This is a genomic window from Pseudomonas sp. S37, from assembly GCF_016658545.1.
Classification (GTDB): Bacteria; Pseudomonadota; Gammaproteobacteria; order Pseudomonadales; family Pseudomonadaceae; genus Aquipseudomonas.
The window spans coordinates 1-21,850 of the sequence record NZ_JACVZC010000001.1 but is presented as its reverse complement, the minus strand read 5'-3'; the positions used below and the strand labels follow the sequence as shown (position 1 = coordinate 21,850).

Sequence of the window (21,850 nt, the reverse complement as noted above, 5' to 3'; positions counted from 1 at the left end):
CGAACTGAATCGCCCTTCGCCTCCCACCCCGTCAACTTCAATGCTTCATTCAAGCATGCGGCGCTCGGGGTTTCGAGGCGTAGCACGCGAGCAGCTTGGGCGCCTCGATCCATGCCTCCCACAGCGGCGGATTTGGCGCTCAGTTCAGGATTGAAACTTCAATCCAACGAACTCCGCGCTGTCCGCGCATCGCACACCCCTTGGCGCTGCCGGGTCGTAAACTAATTCACTGCAAAAGCAATCGCTGCTAGCACAGGATAGATTCTATGCGAGATCTACGTTTCAGTCGTACTTTTACTCTATTACAGCAAGAGGGGCTTCTAGCTAGAACATCCCTATTATCAGGAATCGACCTGCTATTAAAAGCCAATCTCGACGAAACGAAAACAGGCAATTTCTATTCAGCATTCTTCCAATTAACAATTGGGATAGAACGACTATTAAAACTTGTAATAATCACGAATCACATGTTAGAAAACAACTATAAACCTCCGACCGACGATGAGCTACGCAAGAAATACGGACACAACATTGAGTCGACGTATCTGCACGCACTATCCGTGAGGAAAAAGTGGGGACGTGAGAAAATAATCGCACCAGAACCTGACAGCATTGAGGAAAAAATTCTCGATTTCCTGGAGAGATTTGCGAACAAATCACGCTACTACAATCTTCGCGAGCTCAACAACACCACCGAAGACCCCGGCCCACTGGGAGACTGGTATTCCATCTGCACAGAAATCGCAGACAGTGAAATAGGGTATGCAAGACTCAACAAATCAGCCGAGAAACTCATGTACCAACTGGATCGAGCAGGGTTGGTAGGCTACTCTCCGACGTTTGGATTCGATGGCCATCCAATGACAATTTTCGACTACTATTGGAGAATGCATATAGTACAAAAAGCCGCCCCGCGCCTGGTGTGGAAGATCGTGCAGTTCATCAAGCCACTGTACAACGCTCTAAACTATATCGCGCACGAGGCTATGGAGTACGAGAACAGGAAACAATTGAAACTGCCCGTTATTCCTCATCTATACGAATTTTTCGTCTTTTCGCTTGCCACAAAATCTGACACCATGCGTAGAAAGTCGTGGAGCCGAATCTTTCTTGATTAGCCTTGCCGATGAAGACCGACCTACGCCAACGCGGCCAATGATCTCGAACATCAATTGGCCGTGAGTCATTTCGAAAAGCTAGGAAAATGAAGTGTCATTTAGGGCTATTGCAGCAAATCCAAATTTAGTAATTGTTTAGAAAATCTGTCTATAAATTTCCGAGCAACTCGAATACCATCAGATAGCTCAGCTTCACTCACCTCATGAGCCCGGTGGATAATTCCATCTCGGCGACCGATCAGAGAGCTGAGCTGGTCGCGGTGTGGCAGGCGCTGGGGTACTGCTATCACGCCAATACGCTGGAGTGCATCCTGCAACGCTCTCATCGCCTCCCTAGGGCCAAGCGTTTCAGTGCCATTCTCCTTGAATGCTGATAGCGCCAAGTCCTCTCGTCGTTCGAACAATCCATAGAGAAACATTTCGACTGAGTGGACTGTCGCAATGGCAGCAAGCCTGCGGTTATTTGCCCCACCTTCCCACTGCAGCTCTTCTGCCTTCCTGAAAAAATCCCTAGCCATTAACAAGAAACCGTCCACTTGCGCAAGCATTTGAGTCTTGTTGGCAAGGTAAGTTAAGACCACCCCAATAGTGAAGTGAGTGTTCCACGGTTCCGCCTCCCAACCGCCTAAATCTGTCTGCTGTGACAGCACCCAAGACTCACCGGCCTCTAGCAAATGCGGTACGTCGCCGGCCTGAGCTGATCTTCGGATAGCCTCCAAGGACAAGACAGTACTGATTAGATCAGGCTCTTCGTCACCTTCATTTCGAGGAAAGCTATTGCTATCCGGGAGAGTTTTAGTAAGCAGCCAAGCGACAGCCCTTCCAATTGCCTCGTGGTATCGGTCATCACCCAACCGCTGCAATGCGACCGTTGCGTAAGCAGTGACACGAACACTCCCAGGGTCAGCCTGCTCTGCCCTCCAACAACCAGACAAATCTTGACGACGGATCAGTCGGTCAGTCAGAACCGCCGTCTCTCTGCGCAGATGTGCGATCACGGTGCGGCTTTGGCTACAACGCCACAGGGCATAACCTATTTCTTCGATTCGCCCTCCCCGATCTTCCTCACCGCCAAGCTCGATCAGTTGTTGAGCACACGCTGCTAATGCTCCCTCAAACCGCTCTCTCTCGGTTGGACTGCCGTATAGGCTCAAAAACCAAGCGACGGAGAATTGCCAATCCTCAGGAAGGTCTCGCCCTGCTGCGTCTCGTTGTATCACAGCCTCCAAAGCCCTTCGCCCTTCCGCAGTTCGGGGCTCAATGCCAAGAAGCGGAAAGAGTTCTGGCGTAGGGTCACGAAGAATCCTGGCTGGAAGCAATGCCATTGCCTTCTCTAGAGACGGTGGGAAATCCCCCAATTCTTCTACCAGCGCAGCGGCAACACGAGGGCGGTCACGTTGAGTTTCGGCATATTCAGCGGCAACCACCGTCACTGATCGCGCAAGTCTTTCAGGAGTGCCGGTCGCAATTAATTCAGCGGGAAGATCACCATCTTTCACTGCCCAGTGAGTTCGATGCTGCTCGAATTGGCCAATGTCGAGTTGATCCGACATGCTCAAAACGCTTGATCTGTCTAGGTAGGCATGTTGCTCGTCGGGCTCAAAACCAAACGTGAGATCGTTCCCTCTTCGAACTATGTTGCGTATCCGCCCGTGCCGAACCGTTCGGGAATGGCGGCCACCAGCGCCCACCTCGTACATCAGCAGTGCAGGCACTTCTTCAAGGCGACGCAGGGATTCAGGGCTAGTCGGGTCGATGTCAGCAGCCTGATGACCGCTATATTCCTTGAATCGGCCCAACGCCATCGAGTACGGCTGGGTCTCCCACATCTCGCTATGACCGGCTACCAGCAGGTTGAACATCCCTATTCCTCCAAGCGACTGAGCACGCCGGCAGATTAGCACAGCAAAATGCCTGGCTCATAAAGTAGCTACAGACCTGGAGGATCCGCTTAGCACATCTCCTCAGATCTTCTCGGCATCGCGCTGTCGTTGCCGAAAACGCTTCATGAAATCAGCATCCACCAGCTCATCCACCGATAGGTCAAGACCACAGTTCATAAGCGAAGCGACGCTGCTATCTGAAAGCGCGAAGTCATCTGGTACAAAGCCATATTTACTAACCCGGCAGTCATCCAAGCGGGCCAGAAACGCCTTCACGAAATCTGACAGTCCAGATTTCCGGCTTTCGGTGGCAGCTGCAGTGGCGTCGCTGTTAGCGGTGATCTCTGCCATTTCCGCATCAGTACCGATGGCCTGTACGACCTCGCTCAGTGAAGACCAGTACTTCAGGTCATACTGGTGAGTGAGTTGATCAAGCTTCTCCTTCACGTGGCATTCGTAGAGGTAATTGTGTTCTGACGCTTCGTGCATCAAATCGAGGATGTGATGCTCGGTACCTGATCTGAAGCCTGAATGGTTATGGAGATGATCTCGACGATCCAGCAGGGCGGTCAATTGATCGGCAAGGTTGCTGATCCGAGCATTCACTCCAGCCAATTCCTTACGTGCTTTCCGAGCCTGACGGATCTTTTCAGGGCTCCAGCCGTCGGCAGTGTGCAGGAAGGCGTCCCAGAACACATAGAGCGCTCGCGGCTTCTGTGCCAGCGCCACGTAGACCTCTTCGTAAACGCCACCCAGCTCAATGCGCCGTTTGAGCATGTCGTGGATGATGATGCGCATGTTTGGCCAGATATTGCGGGCCTCGAGGTCTTCCATCATCTCGCGCAGGAGGGCTTCGGAGCGTTGAACCGCTTCGGTGGTAGCTTGGGACACTTGGGTGATACCTGTATGGAGAACGTGTGTGTAGGCTATCGCCTCATCCGAAAGCCTTCCGTACCTATCGGGATTTCTTTTTAGCACCAATAGGTACCTGCTCATGTTGAGCTGCTCCGAACACGCGGCAGGTTGTGGTGTGAAAATTGCGAGGTTGCTGGATTTATTTGAGCGCCTCGTACCCTGCCTACGCCGACAAGGAACGCAAACCTAGACCGAAGCTCCCGTAGCTGGCTGAGCGAGGTTGAAGTTCGGTGACGACAAGACTGCTTGAAGAACGAACGACCCTGAGCCTGCGCGGTGCACTAAACGCAACCGACCTACCAATTCGGCTTGCGTAAAACGAAGGATAATCTTCGCCCCCGTCACCGCATGATCCGCCTCTCAAGAACGCTTCTCAATTTTCGTGGAAAGAACAGCCTCTGCTCTGAACGACTTGTAGATCTGGTTCTTGGGCAGCCGCGGGCCCTGGCGCCCGATCGGCGGCACCGCATAATCCTCATCGCCAAGCGCCCTGTCCCAGGTAGGGCTTGGAGTAAAAGAGTACATTTGTACTCACCTGCTTTGAGCGCCTTATGAGCCTGCTTCCCAGCAGTTAGATCTAGGTCTAAAAGCATCAGATGCTCCAGACCGAATGTCACTAAAAGCAAACCGCTCTGATAGACTGACCAGATCGATTTTCCTGAATCGTGCGGTCGGCTCGCAAAGGCACTAGCCACAGGTAGTTCATCCCCGCATGTTAACTCGCATGCTTTCTACGAAGGTCAGAAGCAGCCGACATTCTGATGGAGGAGAATGCTATGCGCGTTCCTATATTTGAAGCTGACATGCTTCGTAACGGAGCCTTCAAACGAGCGGCCAAGAGAATTCAGCAGCATTGGCCAGGAGCTGATCAGCTCGGGCTCATGGAGGCCCACGAAATCTTGGCGAAAGGACTTGGTTATCAGGACTGTCATGATCTCCAGCGTTCTGTTCTGCCTACTGCTGATGATGTGCCAGCCCAGTGCCCTCCCCTCAGTGATGTTAGGGGGCGCATACTAATCGCCATTAGTGGACATCCTACGGGGGCTCGTGCCTTGCGAGCTGAGATGAATGCCCTGGTGGCTTCTCTCTTGCTTCAGCGGCTTCAGACGTATCTACAGCGTGATCTTGGGCAGGCGACTCAGGTAAAGGCACCTCAGATACCGGCCATGTCGACAAATGCATACAGACATCATTCATCTACGCCGGAAGCCATTACAAGCAGGCGAATCCTCACGCTTCAAGAGCTCGCTAGGTTGCGCGAGGTGGTTGAGGAGAACGGGCGCCTCAGAGATCAATGCGCATGGAGGCTGTTGTTGGAGGGCTTACGAGCCTCAGAAATTCTATCAGCTAGAGCAGCCAATCCAATTGTGGTGCACATGAGCAAAACTGTGGCTCAGCCACTTCAGCCCATGTCACTCAGCCCTGCCCTGGTGAAATCCCTTACTCAGCTTGTTCAGAAAGAGGGCATCAAGACTGGCGAATACATTTTCAAGAATTCGCGAGGCGATGGTCGACTTAGCATGGCTACGCTTGCCTCACTTTTTCAAAGCACTTTAAGTAAGGCCGGCCTTGAGGGGTCAATCGGCATGCATGGCGTTCGTAGATCGGTTCTCTTCCACCGGAGTCAGACCCTGCCTGATCCGTCCCATTGATGCATAGCCTTCATTGCCAGTTCTGTTTACGTCGCTAGACAGGCAACCCTAAGAGAAGCGAGGTGGCTTTTAGCGCCTCACTTCTCTGATCCCGTTAATCTATGGCGTCGCTCAAGCGTGAAGTTCAAAGCGGCTGGTGAGGAACTGGCTCAGCGCAAAACAGCTGTCGGAGCTGGTCTCAAGGCTTCTCAATCAGCTTTAAGGCATCATCGTAGGCCTCGTCTAACGCATCCTCCTCGCTGTCCACGTTATAGATCTCACAGAGTGAAGGACGTGGATCCTCATCAACGTCATCTTCTGCCTCCTCATCTTCATAATCACTCATGACGGTTACTCCTGGTGAACGGGCGCAGGTTTGAGAATCTGATTTACGACTGCATCAGCTTGCTGCGTCGCCTGCTCAACCTCCTGCGCAAGATTTACGTCTTTGGTGACGATCGCGTTGTTGATCGCAGCCCAGGATTGCACATCCTGTGCGCTTTGCTGAACGCCTTGCCGCTCTAGCGCTTTCTGAAGCAGGTGCGACGCCACCTCAGCGTTGTATGCCTGCTCCAAAGCCGCGTACTGGGTGTATGTGCGAGCAGATTGGCGGTGCCAGCAGCTGGGAGAGCTGGAGAAGTCACCTTTGGGTCGTCACTGGCCATGATTGAGCCCTCAGATACTGATTCGGCGTACCTATCATTTCAGCAAAGCAGTGATGGGTCGCACCCACAACCCCTTCAGATGAACGTCACTACGCGAACCAGCGCTACGCCCTTGCATCGTCAGCAGCGGGCTGACTTTAAGAGCGCTGGTCGAAGCGGCAAAATGCCGTGTTCACTTGTCATAAAGTAGGTGCCCGAGTGAACGACTACGATTTTTCGCGTCTGAACGACAAAGAATTCGAGGTACTCTGCACCGACCTCATCGGTGCTGCAGAAGGCGTGCGTCTCGAGCGCTTTAAGCCTGGTCGAGATGCTGGCGTAGATGGCCGCTACTTTAAGCGACTCCCCTCCCCACCCTGCGCTTCACCAACACGAAAAGTGGCTTCAGCTTAGGAGGGATAAGAATCGCAGGACAGCTGTTGGGCGTCTGAAATCAGTTCCTCTACACGCCTAGCCCGTGAGGCAAACCGATCAACACTACCGGGTCTATCGATGAGCCCAAGCTTCGGTGTTGCGCCTCATCCCGACATCCAGCCATCCCCCTGACCTCATTCTGCGGTGGTATCTTACCCCTCTACCATGGAGTGAGTACCCGAGTGAACGATCACGATTTTTCCCGCCTTAACGACAAAGAATTCGAAGTGCTCTGCGCTGACCTACTGAGTGCTAAGAAAGGTGTGAAATTTGAGCGATTCAAGCCTGGCCGGGATGGTGGGGTTGACGCACGCTACGTTACTGACTCCGGGGCTGAGTGGATTCTTCAGGCCAAGCACCGCCCTGGCTCAACTTTGCCTCAGCTTGTAACGCATATTCGTAACTCAGAAGCACCCAAAGTGGCCACACTCAACCCCGAGCGCTACATTCTCGTGGTTTCCCATGGACTAACGAGGTTGAACAAGGACGAACTGATCGAGGCTCTGAAAAGCTGCGCTACATGCCCGATTGAGGTATATGGTAGAGAAGACCTTAACGATTTTCTTGCAGATCACCCTGCGGTAGAGCGTCGGCATTTCAAGCTGTGGATCAGCAGCGCAAATGTCTTAGAGAGCATGCTCAATAATGCTATCAATGGCCGCAGCGAAGCTATACTTTACGACATCGCCGAGCAATCTAAACTCTTCGTGCAGACGAAAAACTTCGAGTTAGCGGTCGAGTTAATGGAGACGCTTGGCACGGTAATCATCACAGGCCAAGCGGGCATTGGTAAAACCACATTGGCAGAACAGCTGACTCTGCTTTTCGCGAGCGATGGCTTTGAGCTTGTTTGTATCAGCAAAGATATCGAAGAAGCTGAGCAGGCTTACAACCCTTCGAAAAAACAAATTTTCTATTTCGACGACTTTCTAGGTCGAAATTATCTGTACGCACTGAAGGGCCATGAGGGCACCCAAATCGTCCGATTTATTAAGCGGATCGCCCGTGACAGAGCTACGAAGAAATTCGTACTCACGTCCAGGTCTACGATTTTGAACCAAGGGCGGTTACTCAACGACACGCTGACACACAACCATATTGATAGGAATGAGATGGAAATCAAAATTGATTCCCTCTCTAACATTGACAAGGCCAGAATGTTGTACAACCACATCTGGCACTCGGGACTTTCGACGTCACGTATTGATCAATACTACATGAAGAAACGCTACTGGAAAATTATTCACCATAGAAATTTTAACCCTAGGCTTATCCAGTTCATCACTGACCCTCAGCGTTCAGAAGATATAGCTCCTGAAGGCTATTGGAGCTATGTACAGGGTATGCTAGCCAACCCTGAAGAAATTTGGCAACATCCTTTCGATGCGCAGCTAGACGACTTTGGGCGCTTCCTAGTGCTACTCATAGCTTTCAATGACTCAAGCATAGATGAGGATGATCTTGCCTCCGCGTATGCTAGGGGCCTGGATATGCCCGCACATGCGAGCTTTGAAGGAAAACGAGATTTTTTTTATGCAGTAAAGCACTTATCAAACTCTATGATCATTAGGGTTCTTAGCAAAGAAAGGGTCTATTACAAGCTCTTCAACCCATCGCTAGGCGACTTCTTGATCAAGCGTTATGCCAAAAATTTTGGACACCTGGCGAACATATTTAAAAGCCTGCGCAGCCGGAGCGCTATTGAAGTAATTAATGACATGTCTCTCAACGATCTCATCACGCGCAATGCCAAAGATGAAATGATCACCTCCTTGTTTGCGCACGAAGAGAGCCTGGAATTCAAGGCGAGCCACCCGGAATACATCTCCAGACTCTACCTTCACGCTAACAGAGCGCGCTCTACTTGGTGGACAACAAGCATCACAATCACGGACGAGGACACCGAACAATTCCTGAATGTTATACATTCAATCATGAGCAGCCCGATATCGGAAAATTACTTAGAGTGCCTAGAGCTTGTCGTAAAGGCCGCAAATCTCAGTCTAATTTGCCCTGACTCCCTTCTCACTTTCACCATGAAGGTTATCGGATTCGGGATGGGAAGGGAGGAACTTCAGGAGCTTGGTAAGCTAGTAGCTACGCTGGAAGCGAACGATATCTATGATGCCAGTGACCCCCTCTTAAATTACGCTCATCAGTTACTGCTCGACGCGACTCCGGATGCATTTGATGACGGTGATGTTTTTGTGGGTGGTGACAACTACTCCACTGCGCGTAGCAATCTGACAATCCTCATAAAAGAGACATATACAAGCTGGCAGCTTGAGCCGACAGACGCCATGATCGAAGAGATAATTGGGGCATTTAATATTCCTGAGCGGCAGATGTACTACTTTGAAGCCGACGAGCAAGAATATGTCTCTCCAAGAGCGGCTCAGCACTGGGAGGAAACGATGACCATCGATCAGTTGTTCTCAAGGGACGGTTGAGATACCAAGGGGAGATTTGGCTGGTTCAAGATCAGCTTCAGGTTGTTCGGGAAGGACAGATTTTCGACGAACGCCAGGTGGTAGATTCAAGACCGTGGCACCTACCGGCGGTGGGATTTGAGACAAGCACCAGGTGATGCCATAGGCTGGCCAGCAAGAACAGATTGGAGCTAGCCTCCGGCGATCTGATTGCAGGAAAAAGGCTGCAGGCCTTTCAATCCGGGGGTCTGGAGGTACAATGGGCGATGTCACACTCGTTGACGAGATTTGCCTGATCCTGGTGCATTCCACAAAACGTGTGGAAAGGCGTCGAGCCCGACCTGCACCCCTACGGCGCCTGCTACCACGACCTGGCCGAACGGCGCTCCACCGGGGTGATCGAGTACCTCAAGGTGCAACAGGTAGCCGCGGTGATCGTCGGCGGCCTGGCCCTGGATTACTGCGTCAAGACCACTGCCCGCCAGTTGCGCCAGGCTGGCTTTAAGGTGCTGCTGTACCTGCCGGCCTGCCGCGCGCTGACCCAGGCCGGTGCCATCGAGGCGTGTGGTGCCTTGGCCGCCGAGGGCGTGATCCTCTGCGGCGACGAAGCCGCGCTCGACCACCAGCTTGCCCTGATCAAGGAAGACCGCCCATGAGCGAAAGTGTTTTCGGCCCACGCATCATCCAGAACCTGCTGGACACTGACTTCTACAAAATCACCATGATGCAGGCGGTGCTGCACAACTACCCCAACGCCGAAGTGGAATGGGAGTTTCGTTGCCGCAATGGTGAAGACCTGTCCCCTTACCTGGCAGAAATCCGCTATCAGATAGAGCAACTGGCTGAGGTCACGGTCACCCATGACCAGTTGGCCTATCTGGAGAAAATCCCGTTCCTGAAACCGGACTTCATCCGCTTTCTCAGCCTGTTCCGTTTCAACCTGCGCTATGTGCAGGTGGGCCTGGACGATGCCGGGCAACTGGCAATCCGTGTGCGCGGGCCGTGGTTGCACGTGATTCTCTACGAAATCCCGTTGCTAGCGATCATCAGCGAGGTGCGTAACCGCTACCGCTACCGTGAAGTGGTGATCGAGCAAGTCGGCGAACGGTTGTACCAGAAGCTCGACTGGCTGAAGGCCCAGGCCAGTGCCGATGAACTGGCCGGTTTTCAGCTGGCCGACTTCGGCACGCGGCGGCGCTTCTCCTACCGGGTGCAGGAAGAGGTGGTACACATTCTCAAGCACGACTTCCCGGGCCGCTTCGTCGGCACCAGCAATGTGCACCTGGCCCGCGAATTCGAGCTCAAGCCGCTCGGCACCATGGCCCACGAATGGTTCATGGCCCACCAGCAGCTGGGCCCACGCCTGGTCGATAGCCAGGCCGCCGCACTTGAATGCTGGGTGCGGGAGTATCGCGGGCTGCTGGGCATCGCCCTGACCGACTGCATCACCATGAATGCCTTCCTCGGCGATTTCGACCTGTACTTCGCCAAGCTGTTCGACGGTTTGCGGCATGACTCGGGCGACCCGCTGGCCTGGGCGGAAAAGGCCATTGCGCACTACGAGCGGCTGGGGATCGACCCGAAGAGCAAAACCCTGATTTTTTCTGATGGGCTGGATTTTGCCAAGGCGCTGGGGCTGTACCGGGCGCTGCATGAGCGGATCAACGTGAGCTTTGGCATTGGCACCCGGCTAACCTGCGATATCCCGGGGGTGGAGCCGATGAACATCGTGATCAAGATGACCGGCTGCAATGGGGCACCGGTGGCGAAGATTTCCGACAGCCCGGGCAAGACGCAGTGCCGGGATGAGAACTTTGTTGCCTATATGAAGCATGTGTTTCAGTTGCATTGATGGTGGCTGTGCTGGCCTTTTCGCGGGTGAACCCGCTCCCACAGGGACAGCACAGGTTTCAAGTGGGGTGATATCCCTGTGGGAGCGGGTTTACCCGCGAAGAGGCCCGCACAATCAACCCACCTCTTTCATACCAACACACAATTCAAGAAACCGCGCCGCCGCCCGCGACGGCGTGGCTGCATGCGGCATCAATATGGAAAACCGCCTGACCAACGCCTGCGGCCCCACCTGCAACCGGTGCAACGCCCCGTCCTCATGGCGGATCGACATCGCTGACACAAAGCCGATGCCCATCCCGGCCCGCACCGCCTCCTTCACCCCCTCCACCCCGGCAATTTCCAGCGCCACACGCATCGCCACGCCATCCCGGGCAAACGCCCGCTCGACGATCTGCCGCACGCCCGAGCCGCTCTCCCGCAGGACCAGCGGGTAGGCCCCGAGCGACGCCAGCGTCTGCTGTTCACTGCCTGCCAGGGGGTGCCCGCACGGGACAATCGCCACGATCTCGTCCTCGCGCCACGCCGTCACCTCGGTACCCAACGGCAACTCCTGCCCGGGCGGGCCCTCGATGAGGGCGATATCCACACTGTCCAGGGCGGCGACGATCTCCGCCGTGTTGCCATGCGAGGTCGTCACCACCACGTCCGGATAACGCCCATGAAAATCGGCGATCAGGTACGGCAACAGGTAGCTGGCCGGCGTGGTGCTGGCGCCGATACGCAAGGTACCGCGCTCCAGCCCGTGCATGGCCTGGCGCAGCGCCTGGGCCTGGCGGAAGGTTTCACGCAGGCGCTCGGCATGCGCCAGCAATTGCTCGCCAGCCGCCGTCAGCCGCACACCGCGGCCGGCGCGTTGGTAAAGGGGCTCGCCAAACGCCTCCTGCAGCAGCTTGAGCTGGCCGGATACCGCCGGCTGCGACAAATGCAGGGCCTGGGCCGCATGGCTGATGTTGCCATGCTCGGCAACCGTGGCGAACGTTATCAGCTGTTCTGGGGTCATGATTGAAAAATATCAGCTATTCGGATATTTGCCATTTTAAATTACGATTTTTTATAAGCTTATAACCGGATTAACGTAGGTCTTGTCGAAACACCTTTCCGGAGGACTCACATGGCCACGGTTCCGTCCAACCCTGCTTTTGCCCCTACCCTTTCCACCAAAGGGCGGCTCAATGGCATCTTGTTCGTCGCGCTGTTCGCGCTGGCGGTCACGCAACTGGCGGCCATGCCCGCCATCGCCAACCTCGGCATCAGCCCGCTGATTGTCGGTATCGTCGCCGGTGCACTGTATGGCAATGCACTGCGCGACGGCGTACCGGCAAGCTGGGCGGCAGGCATCAACTTTTCTGCTCGCGGCCTATTGCGTATTGCCGTGGCGTTCTTTGGCCTGCGGGTCAGCCTGCAGGAAATTGCCGAAGTCGGCTGGTCAGGCCTCATCGTTTCGCTGCTGGTAGTCGGCAGTACCCTGCTGATCGGCCTGTGGTGCGGCATGAAAGTGTTCAAGCTGGACCGCGACACCGCCTTGTTGACTGCCGCCGGTAGCGCCATCTGCGGCGCCGCAGCCGTGCTGGCGTTCGAGTCGGCACTGCGCAGCGCGCCGCACAAGAGCGCCATGGCGGTAGGTAGCGTGGTGCTGTTCGGCACCTTGTCGATGTTCCTCTACCCGCTGGCGATCAACGCCGGCTGGCTGCACCTGGACACCATGGGCGCCGGGCTGTTGCTGGGCGGCACCATCCACGAAGTGGCGCAGGTGGTCGGCGCGGCCAGCAACGTCAGCCCCGAGGCCACGCATATCGCCACCATCGTCAAGATGACCCGGGTCATGCTGCTGGTGCCGGTGCTGCTGGTGGTGGGCCTGTGGATCAGCCGCTCGCGCCAGGCTGGCCAGGCGCAGGGCAACGGGCGCATTGCCATGCCCTGGTTCGCCTTCGGCTTCCTGGCGCTGGTGCTGGTGAACTCGCTGCAGGTGCTGCCCGGCAGCGTGACCCAGGCGGTCAACAGCCTGGACACCTTTGCCCTGACCATGGCCATGACCGCACTGGGCATGGAAACCCGCTTCAGCCAGATTCGCCAGGCCGGGCCACGGGCGCTGGCTACCGGGGCGGTTCTCAACCTGTGGCTGGTTGGGGGGGGATTGGCGATTACCCTTGGTGTGCAAAACCTTTTGGGATGATTTGAGACCGAGTTGCCTGCTTCGCGGGTGAACCCGCTTCTACACGTACAGCGCAAGCCCTGAGGGCAGCGCGGTCCTTGTAGGAGCGGGTTCACCCGCGAAGCAGCCAACTCGGTCTCAAGCTTTTTCACCACCCCCCTCGTTGCCGTCCACATTTCTAGGTATGGTGTTGTCAAAGAAGGATGTTTTACCCGCACAGGAAAGACTTAGATGCCTCAACGCCATGTCATCAATGCATCCGTCAGCCCCAAAGGCAGCCTGGAAACGCTGTCACAACGTGAAGTGCAGCAACTGAGTGAAGTCGGTACCGGTAGCCTCTACACCCTGTTCCGCCAGTGCGCCCTGGCCATCCTCAATACCGGCGCCCATGTCGACAATGCCAAGACCATCCTCGAGGCCTATCAGGACTTCGAGGTACGCATCCACCAACAGGACCGCGGCGTACGTCTGGAGCTGCTGAATGCCCCGGCCGACGCCTTCGTCGATGGCGAAATGATCGCCAGCACCCGTGAAATGCTGTTCAGCGCCCTGCGCGACATCGTCTACACCGAAAGCGAGCTGGCCAGCCAGCGCATCGACCTGGAAAGCTCCCAGGGCATCACCGACTACGTCTTCCACCTGCTGCGCAACGCTCGCACCCTGCGCCCGGGCGTGGAGCCGAAAATGGTGGTGTGTTGGGGCGGCCACTCGATCAGCAGCGAAGAGTACCAGTACACCAAGAAGGTCGGCCACGAGCTGGGCCTGCGCAAGCTGGACGTGTGTACCGGCTGCGGCCCGGGCGTAATGAAGGGCCCGATGAAAGGCGCCACCATCGCCCACGCCAAGCAGCGGATGCATGGCAGCCGCTACCTGGGCCTGACCGAGCCGGGCATCATCGCCGCCGAAGCGCCCAACCCGATCGTCAACGAACTGGTGATCCTGCCGGACATCGAGAAGCGCCTGGAAGCCTTCGTGCGGGTCGGCCACGGTATCATCATCTTCCCCGGTGGGGCCGGTACGGCAGAGGAATTCCTCTACCTGCTGGGCATCCTCATGCACCCGGACAACCACGACCTGCCCTTCCCGGTGGTACTCACCGGACCGCGCAGTGCCGAGCCGTACCTGCAACAGCTGCACGCCTTTGTCGGCGCCACCCTGGGCGAGGCGGCGCACCGCCTGTACGAAATCATCATCGACGACCCGGCCGAAGTTGCCCGGCACATGGTCGAAGGGCTGAAGGAAGTGAAGCAGTTCCGCCGCGAGCGCAACGATGCCTTCCACTTCAACTGGCTGATGAAGATTGAGGAGAGCTTCCAGCGCCCGTTCGATCCGACCCACCAGGCCATGGCCGAGCTGGACCTGCGCCGCGACCTGCCACCGCATGAACTGGCGGCCAACCTGCGACGGGCGTTTTCCGGCATTGTCGCCGGCAACGTCAAGGACAAGGGCATCCGCCTGATCGAAGAACATGGCCCGTACCAGATCCACGGCGACAGCGCCGTCCTCGACCCGTTGGGCCGGCTGCTGCAGGCGTTCGTCGACCAGCACCGGATGAAACTGCCCGGCGGCGCCGCATACGTGCCTTGTTACCAGGTAGCAACCTGACCGCGCCTTGCCGAATGTAAGTTCGCCGTCATGCCCCTGTGGGTTGGCCATCGTTAGCCTGAGTGCCGCGATGGCTGGTCTACAGGGGTTTGACAAGGCGTTATGTGCAGCGCCATGAGAGCGGGTTCACCCACTAGCCGTTCACTACCTCAAGCACTGGCAGACACTTGCCGTGGCGCACGCAGGACCCACAACCAGTACCCCAGGGAAAGCAACAGCAACCAGCCCACCCCGACATACAAGGCCGTGCGACTGGCCGGGAACCAGCCGAGCACGCCAAAGATGAACACCATGAAGGCAATCGCGCACGCCGGCCCTACCGGCCACAGTGGCACACGATAATCCAGCGCAGCCGCCGCCTCCCTGGTCATGCTGCGACGCATGGCCACCTGCGACAACAGGATCATCAACCAGACCCACACAATCGAGAACGTAACGACAGCCGCCAGCACCAGGAACAGATCGTCCGGCACCAGGTAGTTCAATACCACGCCCAACAGCAGCGCCACACCCATCACGGCAACCGTCATCCAAGGCACACCGAAGCGCGACAGTGAGGCGAAGCCCGCAGGCGCCTGGCCGTTTTGCGCCATGCCGTACATCATGCGCCCGGCGCTGAAGATATCGCTGTTGATGGCCGACACCGCGGCAGAAATGACCACGATGTTCAGCACGGTTGCCGCTGAACTGATGCCCAGGCCACTGAAGATCTGCACGAACGGGCTACCGTGGCTGCCAATGCCGGTCCACGGGTAGATGGCCATGAGCACGAACAGGGTCAGGATGTAGAACAGCAGGATGCGCAGCGGCACCGAGTTGATCGCCTTGGGCAACACGCGCTTGGGGTCCTTCGCCTCGCCTGCGGTGATGCCGATCATTTCGACCCCGCCAAAGGCGAACATGACCACGGTGAACGAAGCAATCATTCCGCCGATGCCATTGGGGAAGAACCCGCCATGGCTCCACAGGCTGGAAACCGCGGCAACGGTGCCTGCATCGCTGTCCAGCTGGATCCCCAAAAGCAGCACCGCCGCGCCCGCCACAATCATCGCAACGATCGCAGTCACCTTGAGCAATGACAGCCAGAACTCCATTTCGCCAAACACTTTCACGCTGCACAGGTTCAGCGCACCGATAAAGCACACGATCCCCAGCACCCAGATCCATGCCGGTGTTTCGGGGAACCACAGCCCCATGTAAACGCCAAACGCCGTCACATCTGCAAGGCACACCACCAACATCGAGAAGGCATAACTCCAGCCGGTCAGAAAGCCGAAGTAGCGGCCCAGGTATTGGCTGGCATAGTGGCCGAACGAACCGGACACCGGGTTATGCACCGCCATTTCGCCAAGGGCGCGCATCATCATGTAGATGGCCGCGCCGCCGATCAGGTAGGCCAGCAACACCGAAGGCCCGGCCAGTTTTATCGCCGAGGCCGAGCCGTAGAACAGCCCGGTGCCGATAGCAGAACCCAACGCCATGAAACGAATGTGCCGGGTAGACAAACCACGCTTGAGCTGGTGAGAGGATTGAGCGTTCATAGATACCTTCTTGATCTTATTATCAGGTCCGCACAACGCCGATGCCGTGCGGTTTACCAGGCACGCATGCTTTCAATCATCAAGCCCGGGGCCACAGCACCGGGAACAGTTCGTGGTTCATGGGGGCACCCTTGGCCAGCTGTGTTTCCAGCCCGGGGAACTGCGGCGAAGTGTTCCACTGGCGCGGTGCGTGGGTAATGTCGTCGCCGAGGAAGCGTACCGAAAACGCCCGCCGCCGACGGTTGCCACCGACGCCGCCAGAGGCGTGCAAGGTCAGCATGTGGAAGAACACGGCGTCGCCTGGGGAAAGTTCCCAGCCAAGGATGTTCCAGGCGCTGCGGTCGGCCTCGATATCCGGCAAGTCGGCCAGGCTGCCTTCCGGGAACCATTTGGCCTGGCTGTCCAGGAACGTGCGCGGCATCAGCCACGGCCCAAGGTGCGAGCCTGCGACGAACTCAAGGGTGGACGCACGGGCAACGGGGTCGATGGGCATCCACATGCTGCAGTTCTGGCGCCCGTCGATGTTGTAGTAGGGCTGGTCCTGATGCCAGGGCGTGCGTTGCCGGGTGTTGGGCTCCTTGACCAGCAAGTGGTCGTGATAAAGCCGGGCGGTTTCGCTGTGCATCAGTTGCGCGGCAACGCTACCCACGCGGCTTTCGAAGATGAACTGGCGATAGGCCGAAATATCGCTCCAGTTGCAGAAGTCTTCGAAGAACCAGCCTGGGTCGTCTGGCCGGCTGGCCACTTTGGCGCGCTCGCTGGGGGTTTTGAGATTTTGTTCGATACCGGTTTCGAGCAATGCAACTTCGTCTGGCGTGAATAAACCGCGAACGCAAACGGCACCCTCACGCTGGAAGGCTTCGATGGTTTCATCGCTTAAGTGGAATTCGACGGACTGTTTCATAAAGCACCCTTTAGTCTCTTTATTGGGCAACAGCACCGCTGCCAGGTATCAGGCAGAACAAGCAGGTGCGCAGCGAGTATTGCGTTCTGGCACCAATAGGAAAAGAATATATTTCCTAATTCCGAGTATAGGAAAACATGATAGGTTTCTCGTTCAGGCAACTGGAGTACTTCGTCGCCGTGGCCGAGCATGGCAGCATCAGTGCTGCCGCGAGGGCCCGGCATGTTTCCCAGCCTTCGGTATCGGTGGCGATTGCACAGCTGGAAGAGGCACTGAACGAGCGGCTGTTCCGGCGCCAGGTCAGCCGCGGGCTCGAGTTGACATCGGCGGGTACGCGGTTGTTGGCGCAGGCGCGTGACATCATCGGGTTGGCCATTGCCATGAACCAACAGGCGGACACCCCACGTGGCCCGCTGCGCGGCAACCTGTCGCTTATCTGCTTCCAGGACCTGGGCCCCTATTACGCGCCTCGGCTGCTATCAAGCTTTCGCAAGCAGTACCCCGAGGTTGAGGTCACGCTGTTCGAGACAGACCTGGCAGGCGTGCACCGCCAGCTGAGCGCCGGTAAAGCCGAGCTGGCGCTGACGTATGACATCGGCCTTGATCCCTCGCTGCCGCGCCAGGTGCTGGCTGAGTTGAAGCCTTACGCGCTGATTGCCACCGACCACCGGCTGGCCCAACTGGCTGTGATACCGCTGCATGAGCTGGCGCAAGAGTGCTTGATACTTGAGGACATCGCACAAACCCGCGAGTATTTTCTGTCGCTGTTCTGGGCGCACAACCTGCAGCCGCGTACGCAGCAATTTACCCAGACCTTCGAGATGCAACGGGGGCTGGTTGCGCATGGGTACGGGGTAGCCCTGTCGTGTACCCGGCCTGCTGGGGACCATTGCTATGACGGTACCCCGCTGCTGTGCCGGCCCTTGCTGGAAGAAGTGTCGCCGCAGAAGGTGGTGCTGGCGCAGTCAGGTGCGATGCATCCCTCGCCGGTAGCGGAGGCGTTCAAGGGTTGGGTTGCCCGGGAGCTTGCTGGGGGGGGGCCGCTGAATTTACCTGCAGGGCCACGGTTTTCGCGAGCACCGGCGTAGCCGGTGCCATGTACCGCGTCGCCTGCTTCGCGGGTAAACCCGCTCCTACACATACCCCACAGCCTTCAGGTTCACGCGGTCTCTTGTAGGAGCGGCTTTAGCCGCGAACACCGGCAAAGCCGGTGCCATACACCGCGTCGCCTGCTTCGCGGGTAAACCCGCTCCTACAAGTACCCCACAGCCTGCGGTTCACGCGATCTCTTGTAGGAGCGGCTTTAGCCGCGAACACCGGCGCAGCCGGTGCCATGCACCGCCGTCCATGCCCGCCGCACTCTGTGCACCACGTCACGTTCTGCAAACAGCTAGCACATGCGTACTATTCTCATCACAGAAAGCCCTCCCGGATACTCCCAGCGTTAATCCGTTGCACATATGGAACGCCATCGCCCCCGGCGCTGGCCGCCACTTGCGTGGCATCTAATGGAGTATCTGGAGTTGCTATGAATCCCCTTTTCCGACTTTCCCCACTCACGTTCGCAATCTCGCTCGCCATGCTGCCGGGTGCCCACGCAGCGGACTACATCCTCGACAGCGGTGAAGACACCATCAGCAGTGATCGCGCCTACGATGGCACGGTAGCCTTACGCCCCAGCAACGGCGTCCCCGCCACCCTCACCCTCAACAACGGCGCCGAACTGACCAGCAGAGGTGGGCGGATCGGTGGCTCGGCTACCAACAGCGAAGCCGCTACAGCCATGGCAACGGTCACGGTCCAGGGCCCAGGCACCCGCTGGCTGGTGCCGCGTACCAATGCCGTGCTGGGTAACACCATCGTCGTCGGTGGCGCCGGTCAGGGTACGCTCAACGTGCTCGACGGCGCCGAAGTGTTCGTGCGCGACCTGCAGATGAGCGACAACGGCAATGTCGGCAATAGCCTGTCCCGGGCAAACCTGCTGGTAAGCGGTGAAGGCTCGAAAGTGGATGCGGTCAACGTGACTGCCACCGGCACCTTCCGGTACGACTCGCGCATCACCTTGAAAGATGGCGGGCAGCTTGCCAGCGAACGCGTGAACATCAACTCGACCAGCGAGCTGTCCGGGGCCAACACGCGCTGGGACAATACCGGCCGCTTCGTCAACCGCTACGACCTCAGCCTGAGCGATGGCGCAGTGCTGACCAGCGACACGATGGAACTGGGCTCGGTCAACCTTAGCCGCAATACCGTGGTGAGCGTGTCTGGCGAGGGCACGCGCCTGGCCACGCGCGCGCTGACCTTGGGCACCACCACCAGGACCACCAACCTGGTGTTGGCCAACGGTGGCGAGCTTAGCAGCACCGACGGCATCGACATCAGCGTGCTCGACAACGTCAACTCGGCTGGGCGCGGTACCCTCAGCATCGGGGGTGGCGTGGTCAGGGACGAAAGCCGCACCGATATCGACGCCATCACTGCCGGCGAAGTACAAGCCGCCGGCCGCCTCGACCCACAAACGGCAATCCGCTTCGGCGCCAGCGGCGGTGCGCTGGCCTTCAACCACACCGATAGCGACCTGCAACTGAGCAACACCATCAGTGGTGCAGGCCGTGTGTATGCCTTCAGCGGCAACACCACCCTGAGCGGCGACCTGACCGGGATGTCTGGCAGTACGGTAGTGCGTGGCGGGCGCCTGGTGCTGGCCGGCGATGTCGACCAGACCAACCCGCGCGGCAGCTCGCTGCTGAGCGTCGGCAACGGCACCCTGGTGGTCAACGGCACCGTCGGCCACACAGACGCTTCCGGCAACTACAGCAACCGCGCCCAGGTGCTGGACGGCGGTGTGCTGGCCGGTATCGGCCAGGTCGGCAGCACCCAGGTGGCCTCGGGCGGTACCCTGTCGCCGGGTGAAGGCGCGCTGGGCACCCTGTCGATCAACGGCGACCTGGACATGGCAGCCGGCTCGCGCTACGCCGCCGACATTGCCGGCGATGGCGGCTCGGACCGCGTCAATGTCAGCGGCACCGCGACCCTGCGTGGCACACGGGTCGATGTCACCACACTGAACGACGCACAAAGCTACCAGACCGGGCAAACCTACACCCTGCTGGCCGCCCAGGGCGGCGTGGTGGACGGCGCTGCCGCCGGTACGGCCTATGCCGAAGCGTTTACCAACTCGGCGTTCCTCAACGTCAGCCTGCAGCGCACGGCCAACGAACTGAACCTGACCATCGCGCAAAAGACCACGCCGCCAGTTGAGCCACCTGTTGAGCCACCGGTCGAACCACCCGTAGAGCCGCCTGTGGAGCCACCGGTTACGCCACCTGTGGAGCCACCTGTAGAACCGCCGGTTACGCCTCCGGTGGAGCCGCCTGTCCAGCCACCGGTACAGCCTCCGGTTGAGCCGCCAGTCGAGCCACCGGTACAGCCACCGGTTGAGCCACCCGTGCAGCCCCCGGTACAACCACCGGTCCAGCCACCAGAAACCGGCGGGCCAGGCACGCCGGGCATCTTCCAGACCGTGGCGCTTACCGAGAACCAGTGGAACACCGCCGGCGCACTCAGCGTGCTGCAGCAAAGCGGCGAACCGCTGCGCCTGTACAACAACCTGCTGGTGCTGGACGCCGATAGCGCCCGCGATGCCATCGACCAGCTGTCCGGCGACTACCACGCCAGCACCGGCACCGCGCTGATCGCCAACAGCCAGGTGGTGTCCGGCGTGCTGGGTAACCGCCTGCGCGACCTGTTCGACAGCAGCAGCGTGCGCATGCCGCTGGGTGCCTCGAACCTGATGCCAACCACCCCTGAAGCGCAGGGCGGCGCCTGGGCGCAAACCTTCGGCAACTGGTCGAAACTGGACGGCAACAACGGTTCCAGCGGCTTGCACCAGCGCACCGGCGGTGTGCTGATTGGCGCCGACGGCAGCATCAACCCGGACTGGCGCGCCGGCGTGTACGGTGGCTACAGCCGCACCAAGTTCGATGCCGACGACCGCGATGCCAAGGGCCACAGCGACAACTATCACCTGGGCCTGTACACCGGCGCGCAACTCGACGCCCTGCGTTTGAGCGCAGACGTCGGCTACACCTGGCACAAGCTGGACAGCAAACGCAACGTGGCCTTTGCCGGGTTCAACGACCACCTGAAGGGCAAGCGCGACGCCAACACCTTGCAGGCCAGTACCGAAGCGGCGTACCGCATCGGCCTGGGTGCAGTGGCGCTGGAGCCGTTCGTGGGCGTTTCGTACGTGAAGTACGACGCCGACAGCTTCCGTGAAAAAGGCGGTGCTGCGGCGCTGAACGTATCCAGCGAGAAGCAGGACACCTGGTTCTCCACCGTGGGCATGCGCGCCTCGACGCGCACCCGCGTGGCCGATCACGACACCCAGTTCTTCGGCTCGCTGGGCTGGCGTCGTGCCTATGGTGACCTGGACCCGAACAGCACTCAGTCGTTCGCCGGTGGCCCGGACTTCGCGGTGCAGGGCATTGCGCAGACGCGTAACGTGGCGATGACCGAGGTGGGCGCGAAGGTGCAACTGAACCGCCAGACTGATGTGGGGCTGTCGTATCAGGGGCAGTTTGGTTCGGACGCCCGGTTCCATTCGGTGAACGCGGGTATCACGGTTCGCTTCTGAGCCGTTGCAGTGGGCCTGGTGCCGGTTGACGGCGCCAGGCGGTGTAATCGAGGGCACCGGCTTTGCCGGTGTTCGCGGCTAAAGCCGCTCCTACAACGTGCAG

General features: G+C 58.2%; 15 protein-coding genes and 1 pseudogene. 9 read left to right on the top strand and 7 right to left on the bottom strand.

Annotated elements, in window-relative coordinates; translation table 11 throughout:
• Positions 1-266: 266 nt before the first annotated feature.
• Positions 267-1,118 carry a hypothetical protein gene (locus IAE39_RS00080; RefSeq protein ID WP_201198307.1) on the top strand — a complete coding sequence of 284 codons (852 nt, stop codon included), beginning with the start codon at positions 267-269 and terminating at the stop codon, positions 1,116-1,118.
• 104 nt (positions 1,119-1,222) lie between these two features.
• Here IAE39_RS00080 and IAE39_RS00075 read toward each other — a convergent pair whose 3' ends face one another.
• Together IAE39_RS00075 and IAE39_RS00070 are read right to left on the bottom strand one after the other, a co-directional pair.
• Positions 1,223-2,980: a prenyltransferase/squalene oxidase repeat-containing protein gene (locus tag IAE39_RS00075; protein WP_201198305.1), complete on the bottom strand. Its 1,758-nt coding sequence runs from the start codon at positions 2,978-2,980 to the stop codon at positions 1,223-1,225.
• A gap of 102 nt (positions 2,981-3,082) precedes the next feature.
• Positions 3,083-3,892 (bottom strand): hypothetical protein, encoded by an 810-nt coding sequence (locus IAE39_RS00070; protein ID WP_201198303.1) that lies wholly within the window; start codon positions 3,890-3,892, stop codon positions 3,083-3,085.
• A gap of 785 nt (positions 3,893-4,677) precedes the next feature.
• Between IAE39_RS00070 and IAE39_RS30020 the strand changes: the two genes are divergently transcribed.
• Positions 4,678-5,568: a tyrosine-type recombinase/integrase gene (locus IAE39_RS30020; RefSeq protein ID WP_201210073.1), complete on the top strand. Its 891-nt coding sequence runs from the start codon at positions 4,678-4,680 to the stop codon at positions 5,566-5,568.
• 178 nt (positions 5,569-5,746) lie between these two features.
• Here IAE39_RS30020 and IAE39_RS00060 read toward each other — a convergent pair whose 3' ends face one another.
• Together IAE39_RS00060 and IAE39_RS00055 are read right to left on the bottom strand one after the other, a co-directional pair.
• Entirely contained in the window at positions 5,747-5,893 is a 147-nt protein-coding gene (locus IAE39_RS00060) for a hypothetical protein (protein ID WP_201198299.1), read from the bottom strand.
• A gap of 5 nt (positions 5,894-5,898) precedes the next feature.
• Entirely contained in the window at positions 5,899-6,123 is a 225-nt protein-coding gene (locus IAE39_RS00055; RefSeq protein WP_201198298.1) for a hypothetical protein, read from the bottom strand.
• 685 nt (positions 6,124-6,808) lie between these two features.
• On the opposite strand from IAE39_RS00055, the gene IAE39_RS00050 reads away from it, so the two are divergent.
• From IAE39_RS00050 to pncB, 3 genes and pseudogenes are all read left to right on the top strand, one after another.
• Positions 6,809-9,076 (top strand): restriction endonuclease, encoded by a 2,268-nt coding sequence (locus tag IAE39_RS00050; RefSeq protein ID WP_201198296.1) that lies wholly within the window; start codon positions 6,809-6,811, stop codon positions 9,074-9,076.
• A gap of 296 nt (positions 9,077-9,372) precedes the next feature.
• A pseudogene (locus tag IAE39_RS00045) lies at positions 9,373-9,711 on the top strand (isochorismatase family protein); the annotation flags it as partial.
• Positions 9,708-10,907 carry a nicotinate phosphoribosyltransferase gene (gene pncB, locus IAE39_RS00040; RefSeq protein WP_201198294.1) on the top strand — a complete coding sequence of 400 codons (1,200 nt, stop codon included), beginning with the start codon at positions 9,708-9,710 and terminating at the stop codon, positions 10,905-10,907. The pseudogene IAE39_RS00045 and the gene pncB, both read left to right, overlap by 4 nt.
• 114 nt (positions 10,908-11,021) lie before the next feature.
• On the opposite strand, the gene IAE39_RS00035 is transcribed toward pncB, so the two are convergent.
• Complete coding sequence (locus tag IAE39_RS00035) at positions 11,022-11,909, bottom strand: LysR family transcriptional regulator (protein ID WP_201198292.1); 888 nt, start codon at positions 11,907-11,909, stop codon at positions 11,022-11,024.
• 111 nt (positions 11,910-12,020) lie between these two features.
• Here IAE39_RS00035 and IAE39_RS00030 point away from each other — a divergent pair, with 111 nt between their 5' ends.
• Both IAE39_RS00030 and ppnN read left to right on the top strand, forming a co-directional pair.
• Positions 12,021-13,082, top strand: a complete 1,062-nt coding sequence (locus IAE39_RS00030) for a YeiH family protein (protein ID WP_201198290.1) — start codon at positions 12,021-12,023, stop codon at positions 13,080-13,082.
• A gap of 210 nt (positions 13,083-13,292) precedes the next feature.
• Positions 13,293-14,666, top strand: a complete 1,374-nt coding sequence (gene ppnN / locus IAE39_RS00025) for a nucleotide 5'-monophosphate nucleosidase PpnN (protein ID WP_201198288.1) — start codon at positions 13,293-13,295, stop codon at positions 14,664-14,666.
• 149 nt (positions 14,667-14,815) lie between these two features.
• Here ppnN and IAE39_RS00020 read toward each other — a convergent pair whose 3' ends face one another.
• Both IAE39_RS00020 and IAE39_RS00015 read right to left on the bottom strand, forming a co-directional pair.
• Positions 14,816-16,207: an amino acid permease gene (locus tag IAE39_RS00020; protein WP_201198286.1), complete on the bottom strand. Its 1,392-nt coding sequence runs from the start codon at positions 16,205-16,207 to the stop codon at positions 14,816-14,818.
• Between the two features lie 79 nt (positions 16,208-16,286).
• On the bottom strand, positions 16,287-17,111 hold the full coding sequence (locus IAE39_RS00015; protein WP_201198284.1) for a phytanoyl-CoA dioxygenase family protein: 825 nt from the start codon (positions 17,109-17,111) through the stop codon (positions 16,287-16,289).
• A gap of 137 nt (positions 17,112-17,248) precedes the next feature.
• On the opposite strand from IAE39_RS00015, the gene IAE39_RS00010 reads away from it, so the two are divergent.
• Both IAE39_RS00010 and IAE39_RS00005 read left to right on the top strand, forming a co-directional pair.
• The gene (locus IAE39_RS00010) at positions 17,249-18,199 is read left to right on the top strand and encodes a LysR family transcriptional regulator (protein WP_201198282.1); all 951 of its coding nucleotides are present in this window, start codon (positions 17,249-17,251) and stop codon (positions 18,197-18,199) included.
• Between the two features lie 440 nt (positions 18,200-18,639).
• Positions 18,640-21,747, top strand: coding sequence for an autotransporter domain-containing protein (locus tag IAE39_RS00005; RefSeq protein WP_236548331.1), 3,108 nt, complete (start codon positions 18,640-18,642; stop codon positions 21,745-21,747).
• Positions 21,748-21,850: the final 103 nt, after the last annotated feature.

Excerpts from the sequence above, each read along its gene's own strand:
- pncB (WP_201198294.1), top strand. The coding sequence starts at position 9,708 with ATGAGCGAAAGTGTTTTCGGCCCACGCATCATCCAGAACCTGCTGGAC.
- IAE39_RS00035 (WP_201198292.1), bottom strand. The coding sequence starts at position 11,909 with ATGACCCCAGAACAGCTGATAACGTTCGCCACGGTTGCCGAGCATGGC.
- IAE39_RS00010 (WP_201198282.1), top strand. The coding sequence starts at position 17,249 with ATGATAGGTTTCTCGTTCAGGCAACTGGAGTACTTCGTCGCCGTGGCC.
- IAE39_RS30020 (WP_201210073.1), top strand. The coding sequence starts at position 4,678 with ATGGAGGAGAATGCTATGCGCGTTCCTATATTTGAAGCTGACATGCTT.
- IAE39_RS00075 (WP_201198305.1), bottom strand. The coding sequence starts at position 2,980 with ATGTTCAACCTGCTGGTAGCCGGTCATAGCGAGATGTGGGAGACCCAG.
- ppnN (WP_201198288.1), top strand. The coding sequence starts at position 13,293 with ATGCCTCAACGCCATGTCATCAATGCATCCGTCAGCCCCAAAGGCAGC.
- IAE39_RS00005 (WP_236548331.1), top strand. The coding sequence starts at position 18,640 with ATGAATCCCCTTTTCCGACTTTCCCCACTCACGTTCGCAATCTCGCTC.
- IAE39_RS00015 (WP_201198284.1), bottom strand. The coding sequence starts at position 17,111 with ATGAAACAGTCCGTCGAATTCCACTTAAGCGATGAAACCATCGAAGCC.
- IAE39_RS00030 (WP_201198290.1), top strand. The coding sequence starts at position 12,021 with ATGGCCACGGTTCCGTCCAACCCTGCTTTTGCCCCTACCCTTTCCACC.
- IAE39_RS00080 (WP_201198307.1), top strand. The coding sequence starts at position 267 with ATGCGAGATCTACGTTTCAGTCGTACTTTTACTCTATTACAGCAAGAG.
- IAE39_RS00060 (WP_201198299.1), bottom strand. The coding sequence starts at position 5,893 with ATGAGTGATTATGAAGATGAGGAGGCAGAAGATGACGTTGATGAGGAT.
- IAE39_RS00020 (WP_201198286.1), bottom strand. The coding sequence starts at position 16,207 with ATGAACGCTCAATCCTCTCACCAGCTCAAGCGTGGTTTGTCTACCCGG.